The sequence below is a fragment of the Ferrovibrio sp. genome (genome assembly GCF_025869515.1).
Lineage (GTDB): Bacteria > Pseudomonadota > Alphaproteobacteria > Ferrovibrionales > Ferrovibrionaceae > Ferrovibrio.
On sequence record NZ_JAOZVR010000118.1, the window covers coordinates 35,664 to 62,181 of the forward strand.

At 59.7% G+C, this 26,518-nt stretch carries 23 protein-coding genes; 3 read left to right on the forward strand and 20 right to left on the reverse strand.

Translation table 11 applies throughout. From position 1 onward, the window contains the following. Positions 1-7 precede the first annotated feature (7 nt). From OJJ21_RS22065 to OJJ21_RS22090, 6 genes are all read right to left on the reverse strand, one after another. On the reverse strand, positions 8-733 hold the full coding sequence (locus tag OJJ21_RS22065; RefSeq protein ID WP_297689929.1) for a TnsA endonuclease N-terminal domain-containing protein: 726 nt from the start codon (positions 731-733) through the stop codon (positions 8-10). Between the two features lie 16 nt (positions 734-749). Then, entirely contained in the window at positions 750-1,094 is a 345-nt protein-coding gene (locus tag OJJ21_RS22070) for a hypothetical protein (protein WP_297689931.1), read from the reverse strand. 16 nt (positions 1,095-1,110) lie between these two features. Further along, positions 1,111-1,347, reverse strand: coding sequence for a hypothetical protein (locus OJJ21_RS22075; protein WP_297689933.1), 237 nt, complete (start codon positions 1,345-1,347; stop codon positions 1,111-1,113). Beyond that, positions 1,344-1,970, reverse strand: coding sequence for a hypothetical protein (locus tag OJJ21_RS22080; RefSeq protein ID WP_297689935.1), 627 nt, complete (start codon positions 1,968-1,970; stop codon positions 1,344-1,346). Before OJJ21_RS22080 ends, OJJ21_RS22075 begins: the two co-directional genes overlap by 4 nt. A gap of 501 nt (positions 1,971-2,471) precedes the next feature. Then, the gene (locus OJJ21_RS22085; RefSeq protein ID WP_297689938.1) at positions 2,472-2,990 is read right to left on the reverse strand and encodes a PIN domain-containing protein; all 519 of its coding nucleotides are present in this window, start codon (positions 2,988-2,990) and stop codon (positions 2,472-2,474) included. A gap of 2 nt (positions 2,991-2,992) precedes the next feature. Further along, complete coding sequence (locus OJJ21_RS22090; RefSeq protein ID WP_297689941.1) at positions 2,993-3,274, reverse strand: hypothetical protein; 282 nt, start codon at positions 3,272-3,274, stop codon at positions 2,993-2,995. A 220-nt stretch (positions 3,275-3,494) separates the two neighbouring features. Between OJJ21_RS22090 and OJJ21_RS22095 the strand changes: the two genes are divergently transcribed. Continuing rightward, positions 3,495-4,361: a hypothetical protein gene (locus tag OJJ21_RS22095; RefSeq protein WP_297689943.1), complete on the forward strand. Its 867-nt coding sequence runs from the start codon at positions 3,495-3,497 to the stop codon at positions 4,359-4,361. 32 nt (positions 4,362-4,393) lie between these two features. Here the strand turns inward: OJJ21_RS22095 and OJJ21_RS22100 are convergent, their stop codons facing one another. Beyond that, complete coding sequence (locus tag OJJ21_RS22100) at positions 4,394-4,891, reverse strand: hypothetical protein (protein ID WP_297689945.1); 498 nt, start codon at positions 4,889-4,891, stop codon at positions 4,394-4,396. Between the two features lie 158 nt (positions 4,892-5,049). Between OJJ21_RS22100 and OJJ21_RS22105 the strand changes: the two genes are divergently transcribed. Continuing rightward, on the forward strand, positions 5,050-5,424 hold the full coding sequence (locus OJJ21_RS22105; protein WP_297689947.1) for a helix-turn-helix transcriptional regulator: 375 nt from the start codon (positions 5,050-5,052) through the stop codon (positions 5,422-5,424). Between the two features lie 65 nt (positions 5,425-5,489). Here OJJ21_RS22105 and OJJ21_RS22110 read toward each other — a convergent pair whose 3' ends face one another. The 13 genes from OJJ21_RS22110 to OJJ21_RS22170 form a co-directional block, all read right to left on the reverse strand. After that, complete coding sequence (locus OJJ21_RS22110) at positions 5,490-5,618, reverse strand: GMC oxidoreductase (RefSeq protein ID WP_366093582.1); 129 nt, start codon at positions 5,616-5,618, stop codon at positions 5,490-5,492. A gap of 170 nt (positions 5,619-5,788) precedes the next feature. After that, positions 5,789-6,979 (reverse strand): Xaa-Pro peptidase family protein, encoded by a 1,191-nt coding sequence (locus OJJ21_RS22115; protein ID WP_297689949.1) that lies wholly within the window; start codon positions 6,977-6,979, stop codon positions 5,789-5,791. A 73-nt stretch (positions 6,980-7,052) separates the two neighbouring features. Next, on the reverse strand, positions 7,053-8,693 hold the full coding sequence (locus OJJ21_RS22120; protein ID WP_297689950.1) for a gamma-glutamyltransferase family protein: 1,641 nt from the start codon (positions 8,691-8,693) through the stop codon (positions 7,053-7,055). Between the two features lie 31 nt (positions 8,694-8,724). After that, positions 8,725-12,567: a trifunctional transcriptional regulator/proline dehydrogenase/L-glutamate gamma-semialdehyde dehydrogenase gene (putA, locus tag OJJ21_RS22125; RefSeq protein WP_297689952.1), complete on the reverse strand. Its 3,843-nt coding sequence runs from the start codon at positions 12,565-12,567 to the stop codon at positions 8,725-8,727. 39 nt (positions 12,568-12,606) lie between these two features. Then, positions 12,607-14,232: a GMC family oxidoreductase N-terminal domain-containing protein gene (locus OJJ21_RS22130; protein ID WP_297689953.1), complete on the reverse strand. Its 1,626-nt coding sequence runs from the start codon at positions 14,230-14,232 to the stop codon at positions 12,607-12,609. A 34-nt stretch (positions 14,233-14,266) separates the two neighbouring features. Further along, entirely contained in the window at positions 14,267-15,742 is a 1,476-nt protein-coding gene (locus tag OJJ21_RS22135; protein ID WP_297689954.1) for an aldehyde dehydrogenase family protein, read from the reverse strand. A gap of 86 nt (positions 15,743-15,828) precedes the next feature. After that, on the reverse strand, positions 15,829-16,797 hold the full coding sequence (locus tag OJJ21_RS22140; protein WP_297689956.1) for an oligopeptide/dipeptide ABC transporter ATP-binding protein: 969 nt from the start codon (positions 16,795-16,797) through the stop codon (positions 15,829-15,831). Continuing rightward, positions 16,794-17,810, reverse strand: coding sequence for an ABC transporter ATP-binding protein (locus tag OJJ21_RS22145; protein ID WP_297689957.1), 1,017 nt, complete (start codon positions 17,808-17,810; stop codon positions 16,794-16,796). Before OJJ21_RS22145 ends, OJJ21_RS22140 begins: the two co-directional genes overlap by 4 nt. Before the next feature lie 3 nt (positions 17,811-17,813). Continuing rightward, positions 17,814-18,641 carry an ABC transporter permease gene (locus OJJ21_RS22150; protein ID WP_297689959.1) on the reverse strand — a complete coding sequence of 276 codons (828 nt, stop codon included), beginning with the start codon at positions 18,639-18,641 and terminating at the stop codon, positions 17,814-17,816. A 12-nt stretch (positions 18,642-18,653) separates the two neighbouring features. Next, positions 18,654-19,577 (reverse strand): ABC transporter permease, encoded by a 924-nt coding sequence (locus OJJ21_RS22155; protein ID WP_297689961.1) that lies wholly within the window; start codon positions 19,575-19,577, stop codon positions 18,654-18,656. Positions 19,578-19,647: 70 nt separating this feature from the next. Beyond that, a complete protein-coding gene (locus OJJ21_RS22160; RefSeq protein WP_297689963.1) occupies positions 19,648-21,222 on the reverse strand; it encodes an ABC transporter substrate-binding protein in 1,575 nt (524 codons plus the stop codon). A 22-nt stretch (positions 21,223-21,244) separates the two neighbouring features. Beyond that, positions 21,245-22,957, reverse strand: coding sequence for a choline dehydrogenase (locus OJJ21_RS22165; protein WP_297689965.1), 1,713 nt, complete (start codon positions 22,955-22,957; stop codon positions 21,245-21,247). A 454-nt stretch (positions 22,958-23,411) separates the two neighbouring features. Continuing rightward, the gene (locus tag OJJ21_RS22170; RefSeq protein WP_297689967.1) at positions 23,412-24,206 is read right to left on the reverse strand and encodes an IclR family transcriptional regulator; all 795 of its coding nucleotides are present in this window, start codon (positions 24,204-24,206) and stop codon (positions 23,412-23,414) included. Positions 24,207-24,621: 415 nt separating this feature from the next. On the opposite strand from OJJ21_RS22170, the gene OJJ21_RS22175 reads away from it, so the two are divergent. Continuing rightward, the gene (locus tag OJJ21_RS22175) at positions 24,622-26,466 is read left to right on the forward strand and encodes a CocE/NonD family hydrolase (RefSeq protein WP_297689969.1); all 1,845 of its coding nucleotides are present in this window, start codon (positions 24,622-24,624) and stop codon (positions 26,464-26,466) included. Positions 26,467-26,518: the final 52 nt, after the last annotated feature.

The window sequence follows — 26,518 nt, forward strand, 5'->3', positions numbered from 1 at the left end:
TCTCCTTTCAGAAGCGGCGGTTGGCAGCCCAGATCCGGCTGTCGAGGGACAGCGGTGCTGAGTGCAAATCGATGTGGAAGTGGCGGCGCAGGGCCAGGTTCAGCAGGTAGCCGAAGGACGCCTTCGGCCAGTCAAGGCGAACCAGCAGGTCGCCAAGCGTCTGGGGCCGGTGGAGAACCACGGCTTCGGTGACCTGATAGCGGGTGCGCTCACTCGGCTTGTGCAGCCGCTCCAGCAGCAACCGCTCGGCATTCTGCAGGCGTGGCTGCTTGCGGATATCCACTTCGGTATAGACCTCGAAGTGGACGCCACGGCTGGCATAGAGCTGGGTGATGAAGTCCCACCACTCCTTGTCACGCCGGTAGATTTTCTCCGGCTTGACCTCGTAGATCTCCATCGTGCGGTCTTCGTATTGGATGAAGCCGTCCGGAGTGTAGGTGTGGGTCTTCTCCTCATAGGTGAAGCGGATGGGCTGCGGCTGGACGCCGTAGGCAATGATGCTTCCCTCGGTCTCGTTCAGCCGGATGCGGTCGCGCTCCAGGAAGGACTCGTAGTCCATTTCCACGCCCATCATTAGGCTGGGGAAGCGACCGACCATCCATGGCTTCCCACGGCGTTTCGGTCCGCTTTTCAGGACGTTCCGACTCGGCTTGTGAGCGGCGATGGTGTCGTCATGCTGTAAATTCGGCACAGCGATGCCCGTGGCGCCCGCAGGCGCGCTAAAAGTGCTCATGTAGATTCTCCTAGGGTTAGCGGGCGGCTCGGCGGCTCGTCAGCGGGATGCAGTCCTGACAGCGGTCAGGCAGGTACCGCAGCGGAACCCCGATATCGACGATGCCGTCCTTCGGTGCCACCTCAAGCAGTGACTGCGCCCTGACGTCGTTGTAGTCGGGATTAATCCCGTGGATCGACTCCATGTAGTCGTACGGACGCATCCACTTGATACCGTTGTGCACCCAGTAGCCGGTCTCGCAACTGAGGACGACGAGCCCCTCTTCGTATTCGCGCTCCTCAAGCGGCCAGCGCTTGAAGTTATCGTTCGCGACGTCCTGATAGCTCAGGCCCATACGTCGGCTCAGGAAATTGTCGGTCATGGCGGTGTCCTTTCTGTTAGGCAGCCATCGAGAGGGGAGAAGCAGCGTGAGCGGTGAGCTCACGCTGCCGACGAAATCGGCCCTGGAGTTTCAGGTCGAGCAGCTGGCAGTCGCTGGTCGTCACCTCCAGGCCGTCGGACAGACGCCTCAGGGTGACGATTGCGGAATGCACGGCGGGGACCCAGGACTTGACCCGGTAGACACGGCGGTCGATTTCGACGACCTCGTCGGTCTTGAGGTTCACGAGGTTCATCGCACGCGCTCCTTCTGAGTGTGGTCCAGGACGATGATGTCCAGCTGGCTGTGGTCGATCTCGATGGTCGGCAGAGGGCGGCCGTTGGTGACCGCATTCCTGCGCTCAAGCTCCCGCCGCGCCAACCGCGAGAGCCTGCGCTCGTTACGGCTCTTCACGTGCGGCACATACAGGACCGGCCCCGGGACGCTCGCGCTCACCTGGATGCCGAGCGCGCGGCAGCTGCGCTTGAAGTTCGCCTCAAAGTCCGCCGAGCTGAAGTCACCAGGAACTCCGCAGCGGGCATCAAGGTCGACAATCTTCGGCGCGGCGACAGGCCAACCCACCGTCAGTTTCGTGAGCGCTTCAGCCTTCCGCCAATAGCGGTCCGCGACAAAGGCATCACGGTCAGTTACCCAATTCATGGGAAGCGGCTTGCCAACTGGAAGGCAGACCTGCTCAGGCTGACTGCGCTTGCCGCGGATAGCCATTGCGAGCATCTGCCCGACGCGGGACGTGGGCCGGGCAATGGGCTGGCCGTCCGGCGAGAACCAGGTCGCGCCAGTGGTGGAGACGAGTGTGTCGCGGTCTACTGCAGACACACGGGGGGCGTTTGCGCCGAAGGGCGCAGTAATGACCTGCATAGAGGCCTCCATAGTTCGAAAAGCGGGATGCCAGCCTGCGGATGACGGCTGGGTACAGACCTGCGCTGACTGGTTGGGACAGAGTCCGGCCAGGGTTAGCTCAGGCATCTGGCGCGCCTTGAACCCCGGAGTGAGCCGACATCAAATCCGGCTGGTGGTGACCAGACAGATATATATGTCAGCGCTGGAGGGCGAGATCGCCACTCCAGTTACCCCGAGGTGGGGCGCGTCAGGATATGTGGGAGTAGGTACGGATCATCGCATCCGGCAGCTGCCAGATGGTCACGAAGTCAGAGGTGACGAGCGCGATGAAATCCATGGGTTGTGTAGATACGTGAGGTTCAAAAAAAATGCAACCATAAAACTGTGAGCACATTGAAAATGTGCAGATGAACCGCGGTGTTACACGAATGCCACACCAAATTTATCGACTCTGGAATTTATGTTATCAAATTTGTACATCTATTTTAGCAAGTCCGCCGTCACGGCACCTGTTCTGCCTCATTGAGCGGCATCCAGCGGTAGGGACATCTGCCACTCCGCCTTTGCATGCCACTTCATTTCGAACGGGTCATACAGGCCGGGCAGTTCGAAGTGGTCATTGATTCTCATGAAGTGACGGACGTTGTGGGTGGCTATGGCCGCCCCAGCCGCGATGCTGGTGGCAGCTATCATCAGGTCGGCGCCCGGGACTGACTTCTTACTACGGGGGTTCACAACGACCAGGTCATGGAGCGCGGGGGTCTCCCGCATGCGGGCCAGAACCAGAGCGGCCTCGCCGGTAAATGGGATGATGGGCAGACTGGGGAGCACGGCTTCATATAGCCACTTCATGGCCGGACCAGCCGACGGTGAGTTGCTGGCTTTCAGGCGATCGACCCCGATCTGGAGTTCGGCGACCGTAATGGCGGTGGTCACAAGAGTGTCAGCTGGCGTCGAGATGAGCCACTGCACCAAGTTGGGGTGGGGCTTCAGTTTATGGGTGTTGGATAGGACGTCGGTGTCGAGGATGATGCGCACACCTAGCCCCCGGCATCCGACCCTCGGGTGCCTGGAGACTTCGGTGTATCTCGGACGTCCTTCAACGCACGATCCAAATCGCTCTCTCCAGGCGCGGCGAACCCGCTCGATAGCAGGGGAGATTTAATCAGGTGCTCGGCTTTCTCGAAATAGGTTTTTGAGACCATCACGGCCTCGGCACCATCTTCTGTCACAATCGAGACGGGATTACCGGCAGCGACTTCCTCAATCAGGTCGCTCAGCTTCGATGCTGCGATGTCAACTTTGATGACCTTCAATGTCATCTCGCGCTCCGGTGTCGCCTACTCTGCCCTGCCCTACTCCTTACGCTTTTCTACTTGTCAACTTTGCGGTCGGGCAGTCAACAAATCATCGCGCAGTCGTCAAGCGAACGCCAGAAATTTATGGGCAAGCCACTGTGCCCGAAATTCCGTGTCTTGCAAGCACACCGGTTATGTTTGAACGCCGACAGATATGGCGACAACAAAAACCGGTGACGAGTAAATGGAAGACGCGCAGAAGCAGGCAGTGGGTGGGGATTTCGAAATCCGGCAGGTGCCACCTCGTTCTGGAGGGCCGTCAAGATGGAAGTCGACGCTGGCGCGGAATCCCGAAAGCCAGAAGTCGCGCCACTTCGAAACCATATTCCGCATCCTGAATGAGCGGCGCAGCCCGGTGCATGTCCGTGAGTTTGTTCACGCTGGCGTCGAGCCGAGTTCGTTGCGCAGCTTGGTTTATGACGGCGCCATCACCAATCCCATGCACGGGGTCTACTATCTTGCTGAGGCGTATGATCCGTTCTTGATGGCGATCGCCGGTCTTTCGACCTTGAGTAATGACTTCGTTGTGGGCTTGAAGAGTGCCGCTCAGTACCATGGCCTCATCACGAAGCCAGACGACAATCTCTGGATTGCCATCCCGTATGGCAAGTCCGCGGTGAAGGCAGCAGGGGACTATCGCACGGTGGCTGTCCGTTGGCAGAACATGATGCCACCGACGGAGCCGATGGTGGTGTCTGAGATTGGTGACGGAATGGTCGATCATTGGGTGACGGCGCCTCGCGATGACATGGAAGCGACGGAACGCTACTTTGGATTCAGCACTGAGGTGCTGTTCGGTCGAGAGTGCCTGATCACGACACCTTCAAAAACCGTATGTGATATGCTGAGAAACATGAACCGATTGGTCGGCAAGGACATGTCGTTCGCGCGTTATATCTCTGAGGGCGACGCGTTTGACGCGCTCAAGAGCTATTCGGAGCGATACGACCTGATGGACCTACGCCGCATGGCTGACCGGCACGGGTGCCTTCCGGATATCGAGCGGCATATCAGCCTTGCCGAAAGGTTTGCGGTCGGCCTGCGGCGTTAAGCGGCGCGCCGACCAGGAGGACGATTAGCCCTTCATCTCAGCGCCGCAGCAACTTGCTCCTTTGTCGGCTTCTTTGACATTAAGTTGGTCAAACCGCCAAAGACACCAATGGCCAGGAGAAGTGCTCCCAGGATTGCGCTGCCGAGAGACCAGAACCCTGCGGTCTTTGACCAATCATTGTTCGCAAAAAGGATGATTGGCACGATCATCAGAAGTCCAATCCAGAACGCATAGACAGAGCCCATGCGTTTGGCTTTCCATTCAGCCCAACCATCCGCGATATGACCATCCTCGTACCGCATGCCGATTAAAATCGGCCAGGCATCGTTCGTAAAAACATAAGTAGCATCAGTGCCCACCAGGGCGTGGGATCGCATAACTGGCAACGCCTGCACATTCTCTAACGAGACATCTTGACCGTCTGAACTCTCGATACGCCAAACGGGCCATCTGGCAAACTCACCCGATTTTGGAATCTCATATTCGCTTTGGTACTGAAGTCGGCCCGTAATGACCCTGAGCGGCGCCATCCAATCTACCCCGTGGTTTAATTTGACCCGATTCGCCAGCAAGACCCGACTCTCGCTCGCAAATAAGATGTAATACGTCTCTTTTATATTCTGCAATCAAAGAAATACAACGCTATACGTCGTGGTAGTTTTCGCCCTCTGGGACCATGGTCCCGGGCATGAAAGAGCGGGACATACTCGTCGGCCTGGGCGCCAGAATCCGGGTTTTCCGGAAGGCTGCCGGGCTATCTCAGGCCAAGCTGGCGGAGGAGGTCGGGGTCACCCTTGAGACAATCGGCCGTATAGAAAGAGGCATCCATTTCGCCTCAGCGTTGAACCTGGGTCGCATAGCCACCGCGGTCGGCCGCAATATCGATGAGCTGTTCGCGGCCACGCCCCGGGTCCGCAAGAAGGCTGAACTGGCCGCCATCGATCAGGCCGTTGATCAGTTCCGAGCCATGCTGGAGACCGGTCAGGCTATCGATGTCGAGGATTTGGCTGCCGTGTTCGACAAGGCCGCCAAGAAGCAGCCTAAGACGGTTAGGAAGCGCTGAGCTGGGCCTTCTTGGTGTTGGCGTAGTGCCGTACGCCCTGAACGGCCTGAGATAACTAGGAACAGTCAATTCGCAGCTGGCATTAGTTTCCGGCCGCGAATGTAGTCGCAGGATTTCTCGGCAATCATCATTGTTGGCGCACTGGTGTTGCCCGATGGCACCGTCGGCATGACCGAGACATTAGCGATTCGCAGCCCCCCTCAGACCACGCAAGCTGAGTTCGCCGTCAACGAAAGCCATCCGGTCTGTCCGCAGGCACCCATAGCCGGTCCGGTCATCCAGCGGCAAAGATGGCTACACCAGGTAGTAGGCTGTTACCCCTGCTCCCAATGTAGCCACCTTCATGTGCCCGGCTGAGGTAAAATCAGCTAACGATCTGATTCTCGATGTTGCGGGGATACTTCGTCAGAATTTCCGGCTTTTCCCCGACGACCACCGTGTCGTCGATGCGGAAACCGCCAAGGCCGTAGACGTAGATGCCCGGCTCGGCCGAGTACACTTCGTTCTTCAGAAGTGCGCGGTTGTTGAATGCCATGTCATCCGGATATTCGTGACCGAGGATGCCCATGCCGTGACCCGTACGGTGGCGGATATACTGGCTGCAGCCAGCCTTCTCAATGACGTCCTGGGCTGCAGCATCGATACCTGAGACCGCCTTGCCCGCTACAGCCGCGCCAGTGGCCGCCTCGTTGGCTGCCCGGGCAACTTCATAGTACTTGCGCTGATCTGCTGAAGCTTCGCCCGCGAACCAGGTGCGTTCATTCTCGATGACGATGCCGTTCAGGCGAGGGATGACGATGTTCACCAGCACATCGCCCTTGCTGATCTTGGCGCCACAGGAAGCGCCATCGCCGTGCGGTGAGGCCGATGCCGGGCCACTCAGGGTCCAGCAGCGCAGGACTTCAAGGTTCGCCCCCGGGAAACGCTTGGCGCCTTCCTCGACCATCAGAGTGGCCATCTGATAGTCGAGTTCCTGCACCAAGCGACCAGGCCGGATGTTCTCCCTGTAGCGCTCCTGAAGCCAGTCCGACAGAGAGCAGGCCTGCCGCATAACCTCGATTTCTTCCTCATGCTTCACCCAGCGGAGCGAGCGAAGGTCGGACAGGCTCGGAACCAGCTTCATGTCCGGAAGAGCCGCGGCGGCTCGGCCGAGGAAACCTGGGATGCCGTCGACGCCGATGCGCGAGGTCGTCAGGCCCATCTTCTTGAAAAGCTCGACTGCAATCTCGGGTAACTGCGGCAGCAGGTACTGACGCTGAGAAACCTTGGGATGTTCAGCATAGAATTCGATGTTTTCGAGCCAGACGTGGCCACGCTCGCGGGCCATCATCATATGATGGGTCGACAGCTCATTCATGATGGCGTGCGGCTCGCCGTTGCGCGGAATGACCACCATGATGGGGCGTTCCCAAGTCTGGACGTCGACGTGGAAGTTCGTCGCATACTGGAAGAAATCGGCGGCCGTGAAAATGATGGCGTCGAACCGAAGCCGCTCCATCAGCTTTCGCATTTCGGACAGACGCGAATCACGGACTTTGTGAGAGAGGAACGCCATTTTCTAGACCCTTTCAGTGCTGGTTTGCGTTGTGACTATGGTGATTGAGTGGATGGAGCGAGGCCTGAAACTCTCAGAAGACGCCGACGGCCATGCCATCGCGCTGTGGGTCCGCTCCGCCTTGCAGGCCCTGCTCGGGCCACATGGTGATGCCGTGAACGCCCGCGAAAGCGTAGGTGTAGTGGCTGCGGCGGGTTTCGTAGCCCATGTCGTTCAAGGCCCGCTCTGACTTAGTGGAGATGCGGTTCGAGATGTCGACCATGTTCGACGTTGCGACCACGCGGGCCGCCGATATCGCTTCCTGAATGTCCATTCCCCAGTCGAGCACGTTCAGTGTGACCTGCAGGACGGCAGGCCCAATCCAGGAGGCGCCGGGCGCACCGAGCGTCAGAACTGGCTTCTCATCCTCGAATACGATGGATGGGCACATCGTGCTGGAACGCCGCTTGCCCGGCGCAATGGACTGCGGGCTACCAGGACGCGGGTCGAAGGTGCTCATCGCACCGTTCATCATCATGCCAGTGTCCTGGACGACATAACCCGACGGATTGCCCAGGGTGTGGGTCAGCGAGACCACCAGCCCGTCCCTATCCACGCAGGAGACATGGGTCGTATGCTTGGAGTCCAGCCGCCCCGAGCGCTTTGTCAGAACCTTCTCGCCACTGCGGATAAGTGCTGCACATTGGTCGGCATAAGCGTCGGACAACAAATGCTCCGTGGGAACCTTTGTGAAGCGCGGGTCGGCAAAACTCGTGTCCTTATCGCGCGTTGCAATCTTCATTACCTCGGCCAGCAAGGCGATGTATTCCGGCGAGTTGTGCTTCATGGATGCGAGGTCAAAACGCTCCAGAACCTTGAGCGCCTGCGCCACATACAGGCCGCCGCCCGGCGCCGGGACGGACGAAAAGCGACGCCCGCGATACGTCACGTTGATAGGGTCGGCCAGTTCCGCAACGCTGTCCGCCAAGTCCGCCATCGAGACCAAACCGCCGTCTTTGCGGATTTCAGACGTGATATGCTCGCCCAGTGAGCCCTTGAAGAAAACGTCGGCGCCTTCGCGGCCGATTAAAGCCAGGGTTCGCGCCATATCCGGGTTCTGGACCAGGCTACCCGGCTTCTTCACCTCTCCCTGGGTATCCAGGTATAGCTTCCTGCCGCCCTCGGTGATTCCGAGCTTCTCGCCATAGTTCAAGCGCCCGTACTTGCGTTCATTCTGATTGATGACGGTGTAGACATGGGGCCGGATAATCCAGCCATCATTCGCGACGTCCACTGCGGGCTGGAACAGGTCATTCCAGCTCCATTTCCCAAAGGCCTCGTGTGCCCTCCTGAAGACATCCAGGATGATGGGAGTGGATACCGATGTGGCGCCACTCTCGTTGACAAAGTCCCGCACGATGTACCCGAAGCCGTCAACGGTATCGCCGACATAGCGGTCCTGCCACATGGTGTTCGAAGCTTCCTTCGGACATGCGCCGAGGCCCACATAGACTGTCTGCTTCTTGGTCCTCGGGTCATAGACATGCATGATGCCGAAGCCACCAACGCCGCACATCAACGGGTCGACCACACCCTGTACCAGCGCGCAGGCAAGGATGGCGTCCATGGCGTTGCCGCCATTTGCCAGCACCTCGGCACCTGCATTGGCTGCCTCGGGCTGCGGGGCGACAATCATTCCATTTGCGCGCGGCAAACGGCGATTTGGCTTCGGCATTGTTGTCTCCTCCCTTATTCGGCTTCCCGGGTCAGCCGATGCTCATCAGGCTGGCATTTCCACCCGCGGCGGCCGTGTTTGTGCTGATGCTCTGCTCGCTTACAAGCATTTCCAGCGGGAAGCTCTCGTATTGCCCAGCTGAAACGGCCAAGACCGGCACCACATGAGCAAAATCGTTGGCGAGCCTGGTCGCGAATGCCCCGAGGTTATCGCCATCACCTTCGAACAAGGCGACTGCCGGATGGCCATCGACAAACAACTTGGTCAGAGCGGGCGGCAGGCTGGCAAACAGCCCCTTATGCTGCCCGTCCACGATAACTCTGTTCCCGGTGGCAAAAGCAGCCGCCACCTGAATCAGAATCTCGGACTGCGAAGCTGCATTGCACAGCACGGTTCCGCGCGGCATGCACATATAGATGTTGCGCTCACCGACCGGGCCCGGCAGTTCCTGGCTGCACCCCAGCGGGCTTCTTGCGATGAAGCCTGCGCAGAGCTCGGCCTCCTTCTTATGGTCGTTCTGCTTCAGCCAGTCCTGGTAGGCCGCCGCCAGAATATTCTTCATGGCAGACTGAGTTCCCGGTTTCTTTGCCGGAGCCACGGACAGCAGGCGGCGGAGGTAGTTCGGACCGCCCGCCTTCGGGCCGGTACCTGACAGTCCGTGTCCACCGAAGGGCTGTACGCCGACCACCGCACCAATGATATTCCGGTTCACATACAAGTTTCCGGCATTCACCTGCTGGGTAACGCGAGCAATCGTCTCGTCAATGCGGCTATGCAGGCCGAAGGTCAGGCCATAGCCGGAGTCGTTGATTTGGCCGATCAGGGCATCCAGGTCATCGCGGCGGTAGCGCACGACATGGAGAACCGGGCCGAACACTTCCGCCGTTAGGTCGGAAAACTGCTTCAGCTCGATAATTGTGGGTGCCACGAATGTGCCGAGGCGGGCCGCCGGGGGCAGTTCGAGCTGCTCCACGCGGAATTTGCGCCCACGCATGGCTTCAATATGCTTGTTGATGCCATCCTTGGCCTCCGACGTGATGACCGGGCCGACATCGACCGACAGTCGGTCTGGCGAGCCGATGGAGAGTTCGGCCATGGCGCCCCGAAGCATGGTCAGCACATGGTCCGCGACATCCTCTTGGAGGCACAGCACCCGCAGAGCCGAGCAACGCTGACCGGCCGAGTCAAAGGCAGAGGCGATGACATCGGTCACCACCTGCTCCGGCAGAGCCGACGAATCGACAATCATGGTATTCAGGCCACCGGTTTCGGCAATCAGCGGAATGGGCTGGCCGTCTGGGCTGAGCCTGGGGGCCAGCTGCTTCTGGATGAGCTGGGCGACTTGGGTGGAGCCCGTGAACATCACGCCACGAATTCTGCTGTCGGCCACTAGCTCGGCGCCAACCCGACCATCACCTGGCAAGAGCTGCACGGCACCAGTCGGCACACCGGCTTCCAGCAGGATTTGTACCATCTGAGCCGCAATCAGTGGCGTTTCCTCAGCTGACTTGGCGAGGACGGCGTTTCCTGCGGCCAGGGCTGCCGCAACCTGGCCCGTGAAAATTGCCAGCGGAAAATTCCACGGGCTGATACAGACCACCGGCCCGAGCGGCCGGTGCGTGTCGTTGGAAAACTCTGCAATGCCGTCGGCATAGTACCGCAGGAAATCGACGGCCTCGCGTACTTCGCCAATGGCATTCTGAAGGGTCTTACCCGCCTCACGTACAATCAGCCCCAGCAGGTGCGACATCCGGTCTTCCAGAATATCGGCTGCTCGCTGCAAGCACTGGGCGCGCTCCGCGGGCGGCGTGGACTGCCATATCGGGAGAGACGCAATCGCGCCATCGACCGCTCTTGTCACCTCGCGCGAGGTGGCGGGGGTAACATAGCCGACCAGGTCATTATGGTTGGCCGGGTTCCGGACCTCCTCGGGCGGGCTTTCCGCTGCCACGCCATCTATCAGGATGGGAACGGCTTTCCAGTTCTGGTCGGTACTGGACAGCAGCGCGCAGGACAACGATGCCAGACGCTGCTCATTCGACAGGTCGATACCAGAAGAATTGAGCCGCTGCCCAAGGATGTCGCGCGGAAGCGAAATCTTGGGATGCTGGCCGCCGAGCGGCTGGATAGCCTTGGCCGTCTCGACTGGGTCTGCAATCAGGCGATCGACTGGGATTTCCTTGTCGGCAATCTGGTTTACGAATGAGGTATTCGCGCCATTTTCCAGCAGGCGCCGCACCAAGTAGGCCAGCAGCGTCTCGTGAGTACCGACCGGAGCGTAGATACGGCATGGGCGATTCAGTTTTTCCCGGCCAACGACTTCCTCATAAAGTGGCTCGCCCATGCCATGCAGGCACTGGAATTCGTACTGGCCTGAATAGTAGTTCTCGCCTGCCAGAGTATGGATGGTCGCCAGCGTCTGGGCATTGTGGGTGGCGAACTGCGGATAGACCGCGTCCGGGGCGCCGAGCAGCTTGCGGGCACAGGCCAGATACGAGACGTCGGTGTGGACCTTGCGGGTGTAGACCGGGAAACCTTCCAGCCCATCGACCTGGGCGCGCTTGATTTCGCTGTCCCAATAGGCACCTTTCACTAGGCGCACCATGACCCGATGGCTGCTGCGCCGTCCAAGGTCGATAATCCAGTCCAGCACGAACGGCGCACGCTTCTGGTAGGCCTGGACCACAAAGCCGATGCCATTCCAGCCCGCGAGATCTGGGTCGAAGCACAGGCTCTCCAGCAGGTCGAGTGAGATTTCGAGCCGATCGGCCTCTTCAGCATCGATATTTAACCCGATGTCGTAGCGGCGAGCCAGGACCGCCAGCGCTTTGACGCGGGGAAGGAGCTCATTCCTGACGCGCTCGAAATTAGCCCGGTTATATCGGGGATGAAGCGCCGACAGCTTGATGGAAATGCCCGGCCCTTCGTAGATGCCGCGCTTGTTCGAGGCCCGGCCGATGGCATGGATGGCCTGCTCGTAGTCGGCATAGTAGCGCTGGGCATCGGCGGCCGTGACGGCGGCCTCACCCAGCATGTCGTAGGAATAGCGGAAACCCTGGGCTTCATACTTGCGGCTGTTCGCCAGCGCCTCGGCAATGGTCTGGCCGGTGACGAACTGCTCGCCCATCATCCGCATGGCGATGTCCACACCCTTGCGGATGAGAGGTTCGCCACCCTTGGCAATCAGCTTGGTCAGCGCATTGGAGAGCGACTTACCACTGGTCGTGGCCGTCAGACGGCCGGTGATGAGCAGACCCCAGGTGGCGGCATTCACGAATACCGACGGGCTATGGCCCAGATGGGATTCCCAGTCGCCGAGACCGATTTTGTCCCGGATCAGGGCGTCACGAGTCGCGCGGTCGGGAATACGCAGCAATGCCTCGGCCAAGCACATCAGCGCCACGCCTTCCTGGCTCGACAGTGAGTATTCGTGAATGAGCCCTTCCACGCCGCCGGACTTATCCTTCCCGCGAAGCGTCTCAACCAGGGACCGGGCAAGCTTCTGGGCAGCGGCAGCCGTCGCCTTCGGCAGGGTGGCCTCTGCAACGAGCTGGGGGATGCATTCCGGTTCCGGGCGCCGGTAGGCAGCGGTAATCTTCGCGCGCAGCACACTCTGGGGCTGGATATTGTGGGCGAACTCCAGGAATGGCGGCTGGTGGATGTCAACAGTATTGGCGACGTCGGACAAATCGATGCCGCCGGGCCGCTCATTCATCAGACCGTTCAGGCCTTCGCCGCGCTCGGCTTTCTCCAGCATCGAGAAGATAGCCTGCTTGATAAGCCAATGTGGGGTCCGGCCGACGCCGTCTGCGGCGCGCTTCAGCCGATTCTTCAGGGTCTCATCGATTTTGACGCCGATCGTTGTGTTGGCCACTTGCCTGACTTCCTGAACGTTAAATAAGAGACCGACCGCTTAGCGCTTCGCGTCCTGATGAATCATGTCCGCCGCTTTTTCCGCGATCATCATAGTCGGCGCATTCGTGTTGCCCGACGAAATGGTCGGCATGATGGAAGCATCGGCGACACGAAGATTCCGAATGCCGTGGACCCGCAGGCGGGCATCGACCACTGCCATGCTGTCATTGCCCATACGGGCGGACCCTACCGGGTGATAGACGGTATCGGCGGTTGCCCGGACATAGTCCGACAACTCGGCGTCTGAGGTCACACCTTGTCCTGGCGCCAGCTCTTCGCGCCGGAAGGGCTCAAACGCCTTCTGCGCGAGGATGCGGCGAGCAATCTTGAGTCCTGCCACGGTCGCGTTCAGGTCTTCCGGGTCGCTCAGATATCCGGGGTCGATGATGGGTGCAGCACTGGGGTCTGGAGATGCCAGCGTGATGCGGCCCCGGCTCTGCGGACGGATGGGCCCGATGCGCAGCGAATAACCATGCTGTCCCGCCACGGTCTTGGCGCGCTTGGTATATGGAAGCCATACCGAGGCACCAGAAATGATGAGGGGGACGAAGAAAGCCTGGAGGTCCGGGTACTCCAGGCCCTCCCGGCTGCGGAAATACCCTCCCGCCGAAATAGGGCTTTCGCTGACCGGGCCAGTGCCCAGCGTAAAGGCGCGCGCGACGCTTGTGACGATACGGTCGACACGCAGCTCGCGCAGCAGCGATATCTCACCAATCGCCGCCATCTTGATAAATGCGTCGAGGTGGTCAATCAGGTTCTGGCCGACGCCATTGAGGTCATGGACCGGCGCGATACCTACGCTCTTGAGGTGCCCTGGATTTCCAATGCCAGACAGCATCAGGATATGCGGAGAACCCACTGCACCGGCAGACAGCACCACCTCGCGACGTGCTGAAAGCGTGACCTTCTCGCCACCCCGGACGTAGGCAACTCCGGTTGCCGCGCCATTCTCGATGACGATACCAGTGACCAGCGCATTGTCGATGAGCTGGAGATTCTTCCGGGTATTCAGGGATTTCAACAGGGCACCGGCCGAATTGCTGCGGCGGCCGCGCTTCATGTTGAAATCGTAATAGCCAACACCAGCTACATCTGGGCCGTTCAGGTCGTCGATGCTGCGGTAGCCCGCCTGGATACCGGCCTGCACGAAGGCTTGGGTCAGCGGATTCTTCGGACGGGCCGGAGTGACGTCGACCAACCCGTCGCCGCCATGCAGTTCGGACTCACCGTTGACATGGCGCTCGTTCTTCTTGAAGTACGGCAGAACATCTTCATAGGACCAGCCGGTATTTCCCAGCTGTGCCCACTGGTTGTAATCGCCCGCATTGCCGCGGGCGTAGACCATTCCATTGAAGATGCTGGAACCGCCGAGCCGTTTGCCTCGCGGCCAGAAGCTCGTCCGGTCGTTCAGGGCCTTCTGGGGAACCGTATTGAAGAACCAGTTGTCACTCTTACGGCGATAATAATACCCAGTCAGCATCGGAAAGGCATGAAGCGGATGGCGGTCGCCGCGACCCGCTTCAATCAGCGCCACCCGCACCGCCGGATTGGCGCTGAGGCGCTCGGCCAGTACGCATCCAGCAGCACCAGCACCGACAACGATGTAATCGAACTCTTCAGGCACCTGACTAATCCCTTACTGAAATCCGGTCTGCCGCTTAGTAGAAGAACGCGACGGAGTGGTTGCGCAGGTAGCTTTCCAGGCCGACCATCCCGCCTTCGGCGCCGATGCCGGAATCTCCGAAAGGCTCGCCAGTGCTGGCATGGCCAGACCCTTTGCCGGTCGTCGCGCCGCTGCGGACCGAAACCGTCGACTGAATGGCTTCGGCCATTCGCATTCCCACGCCCATATTTGCAGTCCACACATAGGCGTTCAGGCCATAGCGGGTGCCGTTCGCCAGCCAGATGGCTTCGTCTTCGGTATCGAAGGCCGTGACGGACAGTACCGGACCAAAGATTTCTTCCTGCGCTATGGCAGCTGACGGCTGCACATTCCGGAAAATCGTCGGTGCGACGAAGTTACCACCAGTATCGGATAGCAAGCGCTGACCACCCGTAACAAGCTCGGCTCCGGCCTGCGGCGCCTGCTCGATGTACTTCATGACCTTTTCTAGCTGCGGCTTGCTGACCAAAGGGCCAAAGGTCGTCGCCGGATCGGCTGCGTCTCCCGCGTGAACTTTGCCGAAGCGAGCGGTCAGCTTTTCCAGCAGTTTTGTCTCGATACTTCTCTGCACCAGCAGCCGGGTGCCCGAGCTGCACACCTGGCCCTGGTTGGTCAGGATGTACAGAGCGATGAAGTCGGCCGCCGCATCCAGATCGATGCCGTCGTCGAACACGACCTGAGGGCACTTCCCGCCGCATTCGGCGAGCACCTTCTTCATGTTCGACATGCCAGCATACTGCATCATCAGCTTGCCGACGGCGGTCGAACCCGTGAAGGTGACCATGTCGACATCGTTGTGCATGGCAAGCGCCTTGCCCACGACATGTCCGTGGCCCAGCACGATATTGATGACACCACCCGGAACGCCTGCCTCCAAGGCCAGCTCCACCAGCCGAAGCGCGGAGAAGGACGACATCTCGGACGGTTTCAGAACAATGCTGTTGCCAGCCGCGAGCGCCGGGCCGAGCTTCATGACCGCGTTGAAGGTGGGGAAATTCCAGGGCGTGATGGCGCCGACCACACCGCGGGGTACCTGCCGTAACGCATGATAGCTGCGGGCGTCCGTGGGCAGCACCTTGCCCACGACCTTATCGGTGGCTTCCGCATAGAAGCGGAAATGGTCGGCAGCAGCAGCGGCGTTGAACCTCCAGGTCGAGACGGGCTTCCCCATCTCAACGGCATCAATCCGGTCGAAGGTCTCGGCTTCACGCGCAATCAAGTCGGCCAGTCGCAGGAGCACCTTCTTGCGCTCGCCCGTGGGAATGCCACTCCAGATGCCCTTTTCGAAGGCTTCGCGGGCAATCTTCACGGCCTGATCGACATCCTCGACAGATCCGGCCGGGATTTCGGAGAGCTTCTTGCCGTTCGAGGGGTTCAGGACTGCGATGGAGCCAACGCCCCGCGACTGTTCCGGCTTGCCGCCGATGATGGGGGTTGGTGATTTCGCGAATACTGCTTCGGACGATTGCATAACTACGAGCCTCGATTTCTGCAATTGCGAATACTGAATTTCTTGTCGCACTGGCCCTTCAGCGGGCTGTTGAAAGTCAGCTCCCGCTAGACCAGATGGCAGGACACCATGTGGCCTGGGAGCACTTCCCGAAGGACAGGCTTCTCCGTCTTGCAAAGCTCCGTCGCCTTCGGGCAACGCGGATGGAAATGGCAGCCCGACGGCGGACTGATTGGGCTGGGCAGTTCGCCCCGGACAATTTGGCGCTGGCGCTTGGAGCGGCTGGGATTGGGGATGGGCGAAGCATCCAGCAAGGCTTGGGTGTATGGGTGCAGAGGATTGCGAATAATCTCGGCCTTGGTCGAGTATTCGACGAATTTCCCCAGATACATCACCGCGATGCGATGGCTGATGACGCCGACCACCGCCATATCGTGTGTGATAAAGATGTAGGACAGCCCCATGCGTGACTGGATGTCGCCCAGCAGGTTGATGACCTGCGCCTGGATGGATACATCGAGTGCCGAAACGGCTTCGTCGGCGATGATGATATCGGGGTTCAGCGAAATGGCGCGGGCGATGTTGACGCGCTGGCACTGGCCGCCTGACATCTCATGCGGATAACGGGTCATCATATCCGGGTTCAGACCGACACCCTTGAACAGCTCGGCGACCCGATCCTTAATCTCACTCTTGGGCACCAGGCGGTGGATACGCAGCGGCTCAGCGACCAGCTCACCAGCATTGGCTCGAGGATTGAGCGATGAGACCGCATCCTGGAATATCATCTGGCAATTCTGCCGGACCGGTATCATCTGCCGGTGGCTCAGATGAGTGATGTCTTGACCTTTAATGTGGATGGTGCCGCCAGTCGGCTCCTCCAGACGCGACAGGACTCGTGCAAGCGTGGACTTGCCGCAGCCGCTCTCGCCAATCAGACCCAGTGTTTCGCCGGGCATAAGCTCGAAGGACACACCATCGATAGCGCGAGCCACCCGGCCATCTTTGACCTTGAAGTGCTTGACGATATCCTTGGCCTCAAGAACCGGGCTGGAAATCTTCGGCGTGCTCATCATGCATACTCCCAGCACGAAACGATGTGTCCGGGCGCCAGCTCGACCGGCGTCGGACGCTGGGTATGGCACCGGTCCTTTACCCGGTCGCAGCGTGGTGCAAACGGACACCCCGGCACTGCCGGGCCTGCCGACGGCACGTTGCCGGGGATTTCCCGCAACCGACTGGGCATGTCGTCGCCGCTCAGGAGAGCATCGAGACGCGGAACGGCGCCCAGGAGACCCCGGGTATAGGGATGAGAGGGGTTGGAAAACAGGTCATTGGAGGTGGCCGTTTCCACAATCCGGCCCGCATACATCACGGCAACCCGGTTCGCAGTTTCGGCCACAACGCCCAGATCATGGGTTATCAGGATTGTCGAAATACCGAACTCATCCTGCAAACCAGACATCAGAGCCAAGATCTGGGCCTGGGTGGTGACGTCCAGGGCAGTCGTGGGCTCGTCTGCAATCAGGATGCTGGGCTTGCAGGACATCGCCATGGCAATCATGACGCGCTGTCGCATGCCGCCGGAGAGCTGGTGCGGGTATTGGTTCAGCCGCTCGTTAGCGGACGGAATTCCGACCAAGTCGAGATTCTCACGGGCGCGTTCTCGCGCCTGCTTGCGGGTCAGCCCCTCATGAAGCATCAGGCCTTCGGTAAGCTGACGCTCAATCGTCAGGACAGGGTTTAGCGATGTCATTGGCTGCTGGAAAATCATCGCCATTTCCTTGCCGCGGACTTTGCTGATTTCCTCTTTGCTCAGATTAAAGATTTCGCGGCCCTTGACGTAGACACTGCCTTCGATGATCGCGGGTGGACTGGCGAGCAGCTTCATTAGGGACAAAGCGACTGTGCTCTTACCGCAGCCGGATTCGCCTACCAGCGCCAGCATCTCCCCCGGCCGCACGTCGAATGAGATGTTGTCGACAGCTACGGCACGGCCCTTGGGGCCCTCGAAGGACACTTTCAGGTTCCGGACGCTCAGGACCGGCTGCACGGTTTCGGGACTGTTCTGCACCATTGCATCGCTCATGGCTCAGCGCCTCCATCTCTGGCGCGGGTCGAGATACTCACTCAGCGCATCGCCAACGAGGTTGAACGCGAGAACGACCAGAATGATTGCGAAGCCCGGATACAGCATCAGCCAAGGGGCAAGCCGCATATTGTCACGACCATCCGCTAGCAGCGCACCCCACTCCGGAGCCGGAGGCTGTGCGCCCAGGCCGATGAAGGACAGGCCAGCGGCGGCAAGGATGGCCGTCGAGAAGCCGAGCGAGGCCACGACAATGAGCGGCGGAATGATGTTGGGAAGCAGATACCGCAGCATCAGGCGCACCGGCCCGGCGCCAACGACGCGCCCAGAGTCGAAATACGGCTTGCTACGCTCCACCAGCACGACGCTGTAGATGACACGAGCGAAGAATGGGGTGCGGCTGATGCCGACCGCAATCATGGCATTGTCCAAGCTGGGGCCCAGGAATGCGACGAGTGCGAGCGCGACGAGAATTTCCGGGAAGGAATACAGGAGGTCGATGCAGCGCATCAGAAAGCCACGTACCCAACCGACCGCGTATCCGGCAATCATGCCGACAATCGTGCCGGAAACGACGCCGATGGTGACGGCAATGAAGCCTACATACAATGTCAGGCGGGCACCGTGGAGTACGCGGCTGAACATATCGCGGCCGAGGGTGTCGGTGCCGAACAGGTGCGCCCAGCTCGGAGGGCTCAGGCGCGGCCCGGTAAACATTCTTTCCGGGCTGAACGGCGCCAGCATGGGGGCAAAAATCGCGGCTCCGACGATAACAATCAGGATGACCAAGCCGATGATGGCGTTCAGGTAACGGAGGCGGAAGAATTTCACGGTTCGCCTCCGTTACGACTTGATGATACGCGGATCGATCCACATGTAGACCAGATCCAGCAGAAGGGAGACCGTCACGATGACGGCGGCGAACAGGATGATGAAGCCTTGAATGGTGGGATAGTCGCGCTGCAGCATGGCGTGGATGGCCACGCGGCCGATGCCATTCCAGCTGAAGACATTCTCGACGATGACCTGCCCACCCATCATGTATCCGAAAATCAGACCCGCGATGGTGACGACGGCAATCATCCCCGGCTTCAGCGCATGGCGCATCAGAACCAGACGTTCCGGCAGTCCCTTCGAACGGGCAGTCCGGATGAAGTCTTCGGTCAGCACCTCAATCATCGCCGACCGCGTCATGCGGGCGATAATTGCGGAATAGACCAGGCCCAGGGTGACCGCGGGCAGGATGACGCTGGCAGGGCCATCGCCCGCCACCGGAATGAACTGGAAGTGGACCGAGAAGGTCACGAGCAGGACCAGGCCGAGCCAGAAGGCTGGGACAGAGACACCCAGGACCGAGATGAACATCAGTAGGTTGTCCAGCCAGCTACCTCGGTGATAGGCCGCAAGGAAGCCGAGCGGCAGGCCGATCGCCAGCGCCAGCACGGTTCCGCAAATCGTGAGAAGAAAGGTATTGGGCAGGCGACTCAACAGGAATTCGAGAACCGGCTCTCGGCCAAAAATGGTCTTGCCGAAATCGCCATGCAGGACGCGCCAGACATAATTGGCCGACTGCTCCCACGGCGGGGCGTTCAGGCCGAGCTGTTCACGAATTGCATGGATCTGTTCCGGCGACACTGCATCCATCTTGGCGACCATGACTTCCACCGGGTCGCCAGGAACGAGATGGATGAGCAGTCCAACCAGGAAACAGGCGGCCAGCATGGTCAATGCCGCCGTCGCTATCCGTGTGAGAATGTACCTGAGCACGTCTGCCACCCACCCTTAACAAGCTACAAAAGACAGGGCGGCTGGTCCCTCCGACCAGCCGCCCTGGTAATCACATCGTAACGTCGTTGAAGTTCAGCATGCCGGAGTGGAAGTAGCCGAAGCCCTTCACCTTGCTGCTCGACACCGAGTAGAAGGCCCAACCCGGTGAGACGATCGGGAAGACCAGCGCCTCGGACAGCATGTACTTCATGAGTTCCTGCGAAGCCTTGGCACGGGCTTCACCGGTCAGCAGCTTGCTGGCATTGACCATCTCGTCGAACTTTTCGCCCAGACCGGCATTCAGGTAGCCAGGACCGGCAAAGCTGAACGCATAGTTGTTGATCGGGTCGAGATTGCTGACACCCCAGGTCCAGGCCATCGGAATGCCTTCGGTACGCTGGTTCTGTTTCTTGGTGTCTTCCATGAAGGACGCCACGTCGCGGGTCTCCAGGGTGGCGTCGATGCCCACATCCTTGAGGTTCTGCAGCATGATCTGGTGCATCAGATCCCAGCCGATGAGTTTATGGACCGTCAGGGTCATCTTCAGCGGCTTGGACTTGGTGAAGCCAGCGTCGGCCAGCAGCTTGCGGGCCTTTTCCGGATTGTAGGTCTGGCCCCAGGAGGCGCAGGCCTTCTGGTCCGCCACCGGCAGGTTCGGTGCCGACGGACAGTAGATCGGCTTGCCCAGGCCTTCGAAGGCGATATTGGCGTAGGAGTCGCGATCCAGGGCGTGAACAATGGCCTGACGGACACGAGCATCGTTGAACGGCGGCACGTTCCGGGTGAAGGCGCCGTAAGCCCACTGGCCCGACATGGTCGACAGCCAGACGGTGTACTTGGAGTCCTTCTTGAGCGTCGCCATTTCTTCGAGCGCGGGCTCGACAATGGTGACCTCACCGCTGCGGAAGGCGGCCATACGGGCAACCGACTCCGGAATGACCTTGAATTCAAGGAATTTCTCGTGCGGCGCGCCTGGATTCTCGATCATCGGGTTGACGTTCTTGTAATTGTCATTGCGCTCAAGGCGAACCTTGTCGTTGCGCACCCAGCTGACGAACTTCCAGGGGCCGGTGCCGACCGGCGAATAGGTACCATTCTTGTCGGACGACGGGCACATGATGCCGAAGCGATGAGCGCCGAAATTTGTCAGGAGCGCCACGTCCGCGGTCTTGAACTTGACCGTGATGGTGTTGCCCTCGATTGTCGAGCCATCATAGGTGCTGCGGAGCGACGCCACACCGGCCGTCTCCGGGCGAGCCATGCGCTCGAAGTTCCATTTGACCGCAGTCGCATCCATGGCGGTGCCGTCGTGGCACTTCAGCCCTTCACGAATCTTGAACTTGTAGGTCAGGAAGTCGGGGCTGACCTCCCAGCTCTCCGCGATGCCCGGGCGGACATTGGCGTCCTTGTCGAGCGTCACCAGCGAATCCAGGATCTGGCGGATGACCTGCGACGAGATATCGATTGGTGCGGAATGCGGGTCAAGCGTATTGATGTCCATGTTCCGGGCCATCATGATCGTGCCGTCCTTAGCCTGCGCCATGCTCAGGGGCAGCAGCACCGTAGCCGCGAACCCCAGGGCAGACAGGAAACGGGAAGCCTTACTTTGAAGGACTGATTTCTCACGCGATTTGAAGGTCAACATAGCCAATTCCTCGCTCCTTGTTTTATGCCAATGGCGGTGTCATCGCACTTGCAGCACCGAAAGCTGCAATGTGCTGTTCGATTTTCGACTCCGTCGCAGTTCTCTGCGGCAGCGCCTGCTCAAAACCCCGGCCCCCGCCGGAGATTAGGTCAGCAGCTTTCTCAGCAATCATGATCGTCGGCGCATTGGTGTTGCCGGACGGGATGCTGGGCATGATGGAAGCGTCAACCACGCGAATGTTTTCAAATCCGTGGACCCGCAGACGGGAGTCCACCACGCAGTTGGGACCAGTACCCATTTTTGCCGTCCCCACGGGATGGAAGGCCGTCGTGGCCGCTTCCCGGATATACGCTTCCCATTCCGCGTCGGACGTCTTGGCGGCGCCAGGCGCAATCTCTTCGGCGGCGTATTCCCGCATGGCGGGCTGGGCAAACACTTCGCGCATCATCTTCAGCGCTCGTATCTGAGTCTGCATGTCTTCGCTCGCAGTCAGGTAGCGAGGCTCCAGAATAGGCGCTTCAAGCGGATCAGCGGATCGCAGCTTGAGATAGCCGCGGCTTTGCGGCCGGATGGGCCCGACCCGGACAGAGAAAGTATGCTCCTGGTTGGACTTGTAGGGCGGGAACCAGATAGCGGTGTTGCTGGCGCCGACAGGCAAGAAGAACGCCTGGCAATCCGGAGCTTCCAGGCCCGGGCGGGTCGACAGGTAACCACCCGCTTCAATCGGGCTGCTGGCGGCTGGACCCTGACCGAACAGAAACGCTTTCGCGATATTCGCCGTCAGACGGTCAAGCCGGAGGTCGCGAATGAGGCTGACCGGCTGCTTGGTGCGATATGCAAGGCTGACGTCCAGGTGGTCATGCAGGTTCTGACCGACGCCGGGCAAGTCGATTTCCGGGTCGATGCCAAGCTTCCGCAGGTCATCGGCCGCACCGATGCCAGAGAGCATCAGGATCTGCGGCGAGTTGATGGCCCCGCCCGAGAGCAGGACCTCACCGTCACACCCGACCCGCTTTACCTGGCTGTCCTGCAGGTATTCGACTTCGGTGGCGCGCCCGCCGCTGGTGACAACCCGCAGCACGACGGCGCCGGTCTCGACCGAGAGGTTCGGGCGGCTGAGTGCAGGCTTCAGGAAGGCCGTCGCGGTGTTGTGGCGACGACCATCCTTGATGTTGAAGTCGTACCAGCCGAAGCCTTCCTGGGTATGGCCGTTGAAGTCTTCGTTGCGCGGATATCCTGCCTGGACACCGGACTCCACAAAGGCCCGGAACAGAGGATTGACGGACTTTGCGCGACTGACAGCCATCGGACCATCGGCGCCATGATAGGGAGTTTCACCGCCATGGTAGGATTCCGAACGGCGGAAATACGGCAGGACGTCCTCGTAGGACCAACCTTCGTTGCCTTCCTGCGCCCACTGGTCGTAGTCCATGCGCGCGCCACGAATGTAGACCATACCGTTGAAAATGAATGAGCCACCGACCATTTTTCCGCGCGGCCAGAAAATCCGGCGACCGTTGAGCTGTTCCTGCGGTTCAGTGAAGTAGAACCAGTTGTTGGCCAGGCGGCGGTACATGCGCCCGACCATCATTGGCAGGTTATAGAATGGATTGCGGGCCGGAGTGCCCGCTTCGAGCAGCAGCACGCTTGCATTGCCGTGAGCACTCAGGCGGTTGGCCAGCACGCAGCCAGCGGATCCCGCTCCCACGATAATGTAATCGAAACTGCGCTTCACAATTGCCTCCCCTAATCCCGTTCAGCAAGCCCCAAACCTGCCGTTCACCTGACGTCGCGTGCCCTCCGCGGATTACCGCTTGCCGTTTTCTCCATACGCAGGCGCAACCGGATCAATGACGGTGTCGCTCAATACGGCTTGGAGGGCGTGAGCCCAAAAGCGCTGCAGAAACGCGAAAAACGCTGGCATCGCTCACCCTCCCTTTGTCATGTTTCCGATTATCGGAAATCATTTCCGATATTTGGATGTTAAAAGGACCGTCACGGTGTTGTCAACATTGAAAGTTGCGCCACTGGTTGCGCCTTTCCCGGCATGCAAAAACCGCTCGGACGAAAACCTTCCAAGCTACGTGCAGCGTTATGATTTTTTGGAATCTCTAATGCCGATGTGACGATGAGCGATGCTCAATCATCGGTCAGTCGCACGACAACCATTGGCAGAGTGATTGCAGACTTTAGAATGCGCGAGATAGTCCCTGCACCGCATCGCGCAGGCGTTCGCCAAGCTTCTTGATTCGATTCTGGTCATACCGGGACTTGATTGCGCCCACGCTGATGGCGGCGATTGCCTCACCCGAAGGGGACAGAATCGCCGCACCAACTGCGACTACGTGGTCGAACAAATCACCGTCGCTGACAGCATACCCTTGAGTACGCACTTTGCGGATTTGCCGCATGATTACAGTGGGATCGGTCACCGTTTTAGGCGTCACTTGCGTCAGAGATCCCCTCAGATATCGCTCGATAAAAGCGTCATTTGAGTTGGCCAACATTGCGAATGGCCCGGCGCCGCAATGGAGTGGCCAGCGCGTACCGATTTGCGTTCCTGTCGTTGTGATGGGATAGACACCTTCGACCCGGTCAATGCACAGCGCGATATCGCCATCCCTTACATACAGAAGGGCAACGTCTTCGGTTTCGCGTGTGATTTCCGCCAGAAAATGGGCGGTGCGCTTCGATATAGGGTTCTGGTTCTGCGCCGACCGGGCCATCTGCACGACCGAGGAGCTCAGCCGGTAGCGGCCAGTGTCCGTGTCCTTGTCCAGCATCTGCTCATGCACCAGGGTGTGCAGGAGGCGGTGGCAAACCGTCGTGGATTCTTCGGCTGCGGCCGCGATTTGCTTGAGGTTCAGGCCACTATCCGCAGCGGAGATCAGCCGCAGGATTCGCATTGCTTTCCTGACGGAAAGATTGACCTCGCCGACCGGTTCCCCGGCCTTCGCTTCTGGTTTCTGACTGCTCTTTTTCAAAAGGCACCATCTTCTTGGGCCGCCGTCGTACGGTTATGGCCTCGTCAGAACGTTGAATGGACAGAATACAGTACAAAGGCGGACCGGTAAACAAACCGTCCCGCCAGTTTGACGCCCGGTCCCTGCATTCTCATGACCGCGTCCCTGCTGCTGAGCACTGGCTTTCCATGTCCAAATAGATGAGTTCCGATGCCCGCCCGACTAACGCTCCCCCTCATGTATTTGTGCTGGCATTCGTCTACCGGAGGCTACTGCAACTTTGCACGCGTTGCATGACAGAAAAGATTTTTGCTCTGGCGCACCTCCCCTGTTTAGGAGTAAGTGCGTGGCCCACTTGGTTGAGAAATCGTCAGACTCGTGAGTCGGAAAATCTGCGACCAGTACTCTTGGACCTTATGGGAATTGCGTGGACACAATGGCTCTCTCGACGCAGACACTGCCTGCCTGGCAGATTTCACCGGCAGACTATCTTGCAAAGCGCGACGTTCAGTACAGGCTTGAAGCGCCAGCTTCCTGCTATGTGCCGATGGCTGATGGTTGCAAGCTCGCCATAGACGTCTATGTGCCGCAGCGCGCGGATGGCGATGACAGGTCTGAACGTTTTCCCACTTTGGTATTCTTCACGCCCTACTATCGTCGCTTCAAGATGCACTCCGGCGCGAAGGGCGAGCCCAATCCGAACACGGGAAAATTCAGAGACTTCTTTGTCCCGCGCGGTTATGCCGTCGTCGTGGTCGACGTCCGGGGTACCGGCGCCAGCTTCGGCACCCGTGACAGCTTCCGCTCACCGCGCGAGCGCGCTGATAGCAAGCAGATTGTCGATTGGGTCGTGGCGCAAGCCTGGTCAGACGGCCAGGTTGGGTCGACCGGCGTTTCGTATCTGGGCGCCGCAGCCGACTTCCTTGCCAGCACCGGCCATCCGGCGGTCAAGGCAATCGCGCCGCTATTTTCCGTTTGGGATACGTATGCAGACAACTACTTCCCGGGTGGCATCCAGATTAAATCGCTGACCGCCATCTATGATGACCTGATGATTGGACTCGATCATGATCGGCGCGACCTGCTCAAGAACTTCTCCTACTTCGCCAATCCGGATTTCGAAGGTCCTCAGCCGGTCGACGAAGATCCTGATAGCAGCCTGCTCGCCAAGGCAATCTACGAGCATCTCGGAAACTTCCGACAGACCGACTTCATGGCGGAATTCCGTTTCCGTGAAGAAGCCCTGCCATATGACCCTTCGTTCAGTTCAGCGACTATCAGCCCGTATTCCGTGTCTGATGGCGTGTCCCCGAATGTTGCCATCCTTTCCGTGTCCGGCTGGTGCGATGGCGCGGGTTACATGAATGGTGCAGTGGCCCGCTTCCTCACCCTGAAGGACAATCCGCGCCATCTCCTGCTTGGTCCCTGGGACCATGGCGCCCGCATCGACATGTCACCCTGGCGCAAGGCGGTTGAGCCGAGCTTCCCTTTGCTCGCCGAGATCCTCAGGTTCTTCGATACTTACCTTCTGGGCAGGGACACTGGCCTGCGTAGTGAAGCGCCTATCCACTATTTCTCAATGCACGCCGAACATTGGCGGTCCGCCACCAACTGGCCGCCAGCTGAGGGCGACAAAACGCTGTTCCTCTCCCCCGGTGTGTTGAACGATGAGCCAGGTACTGACAAAGACATCGCTGAGTACAAGGTCGACTTCGCAATCGGCAGTGGCCACAACACCCGCTACGAACGCATCGCAGGCGTCGACAGCCGCGAGTACTACACGGATTGGCAGGGTCGAACCGACAAGATGCTGTCGTTCACCTCAGAAAATCTCCCGCAATCGTTGGAGATTGCCGGTCACGGCATCGTGGATTTCTGGCTCGCCTCAAGCGAAGCCGACGCGGCGATATATGCTTACCTGACGGAAATCGAGGCCGACGGAACCGAGCGCTACGTGACCGAAGGATTGCTCCGCGCTCTCCATCGGAAGGAAGCCGACCCGCCGAACACCTATCGGGCCGCCTGGCCTTTCCGCACCTACAGGCGTTCTGATGCTGCTCCGATGGTGCCTGAGCAGTTCGAGCATATGCGCATTCCGCTGCTGCCCGTCGGGTGGCGCTTCAGCGCTGGCAGCCGAATCCGACTGTCCTTTGCAGGCGCGGATGCCGATCATTGTGGCCAGGTGCCGCATGGTCGGCCGCCGAAGCTTCAGATTGCGTTGGGCAAGGATAGGTCGTCGAAGCTCATCCTTCCCGTCACCGCCGTGGGCGGCTCGGACTAGCACTCGCCAAGCGCAGGCAACGTTTGGTCGTCCGTGACGATGTTCTGGATGC

Excerpts from the sequence above, each read along its gene's own strand:
- OJJ21_RS22160 (WP_297689963.1), bottom strand. The coding sequence starts at position 21,222 with ATGTTGACCTTCAAATCGCGTGAGAAATCAGTCCTTCAAAGTAAGGCT.
- OJJ21_RS22080 (WP_297689935.1), bottom strand. The coding sequence starts at position 1,970 with ATGCAGGTCATTACTGCGCCCTTCGGCGCAAACGCCCCCCGTGTGTCT.
- OJJ21_RS22120 (WP_297689950.1), bottom strand. The coding sequence starts at position 8,693 with ATGCCGAAGCCAAATCGCCGTTTGCCGCGCGCAAATGGAATGATTGTC.
- OJJ21_RS22105 (WP_297689947.1), top strand. The coding sequence starts at position 5,050 with ATGAAAGAGCGGGACATACTCGTCGGCCTGGGCGCCAGAATCCGGGTT.
- OJJ21_RS22065 (WP_297689929.1), bottom strand. The coding sequence starts at position 733 with ATGAGCACTTTTAGCGCGCCTGCGGGCGCCACGGGCATCGCTGTGCCG.
- OJJ21_RS22135 (WP_297689954.1), bottom strand. The coding sequence starts at position 15,742 with ATGCAATCGTCCGAAGCAGTATTCGCGAAATCACCAACCCCCATCATC.
- OJJ21_RS22070 (WP_297689931.1), bottom strand. The coding sequence starts at position 1,094 with ATGACCGACAATTTCCTGAGCCGACGTATGGGCCTGAGCTATCAGGAC.
- OJJ21_RS22145 (WP_297689957.1), bottom strand. The coding sequence starts at position 17,810 with ATGAGCGATGCAATGGTGCAGAACAGTCCCGAAACCGTGCAGCCGGTC.
- OJJ21_RS22075 (WP_297689933.1), bottom strand. The coding sequence starts at position 1,347 with ATGAACCTCGTGAACCTCAAGACCGACGAGGTCGTCGAAATCGACCGC.
- OJJ21_RS22095 (WP_297689943.1), top strand. The coding sequence starts at position 3,495 with ATGGAAGACGCGCAGAAGCAGGCAGTGGGTGGGGATTTCGAAATCCGG.
- OJJ21_RS22090 (WP_297689941.1), bottom strand. The coding sequence starts at position 3,274 with ATGACATTGAAGGTCATCAAAGTTGACATCGCAGCATCGAAGCTGAGC.
- OJJ21_RS22175 (WP_297689969.1), top strand. The coding sequence starts at position 24,622 with ATGGCTCTCTCGACGCAGACACTGCCTGCCTGGCAGATTTCACCGGCA.
- OJJ21_RS22115 (WP_297689949.1), bottom strand. The coding sequence starts at position 6,979 with ATGGCGTTCCTCTCTCACAAAGTCCGTGATTCGCGTCTGTCCGAAATG.
- OJJ21_RS22100 (WP_297689945.1), bottom strand. The coding sequence starts at position 4,891 with ATGGCGCCGCTCAGGGTCATTACGGGCCGACTTCAGTACCAAAGCGAA.
- OJJ21_RS22140 (WP_297689956.1), bottom strand. The coding sequence starts at position 16,797 with ATGATGAGCACGCCGAAGATTTCCAGCCCGGTTCTTGAGGCCAAGGAT.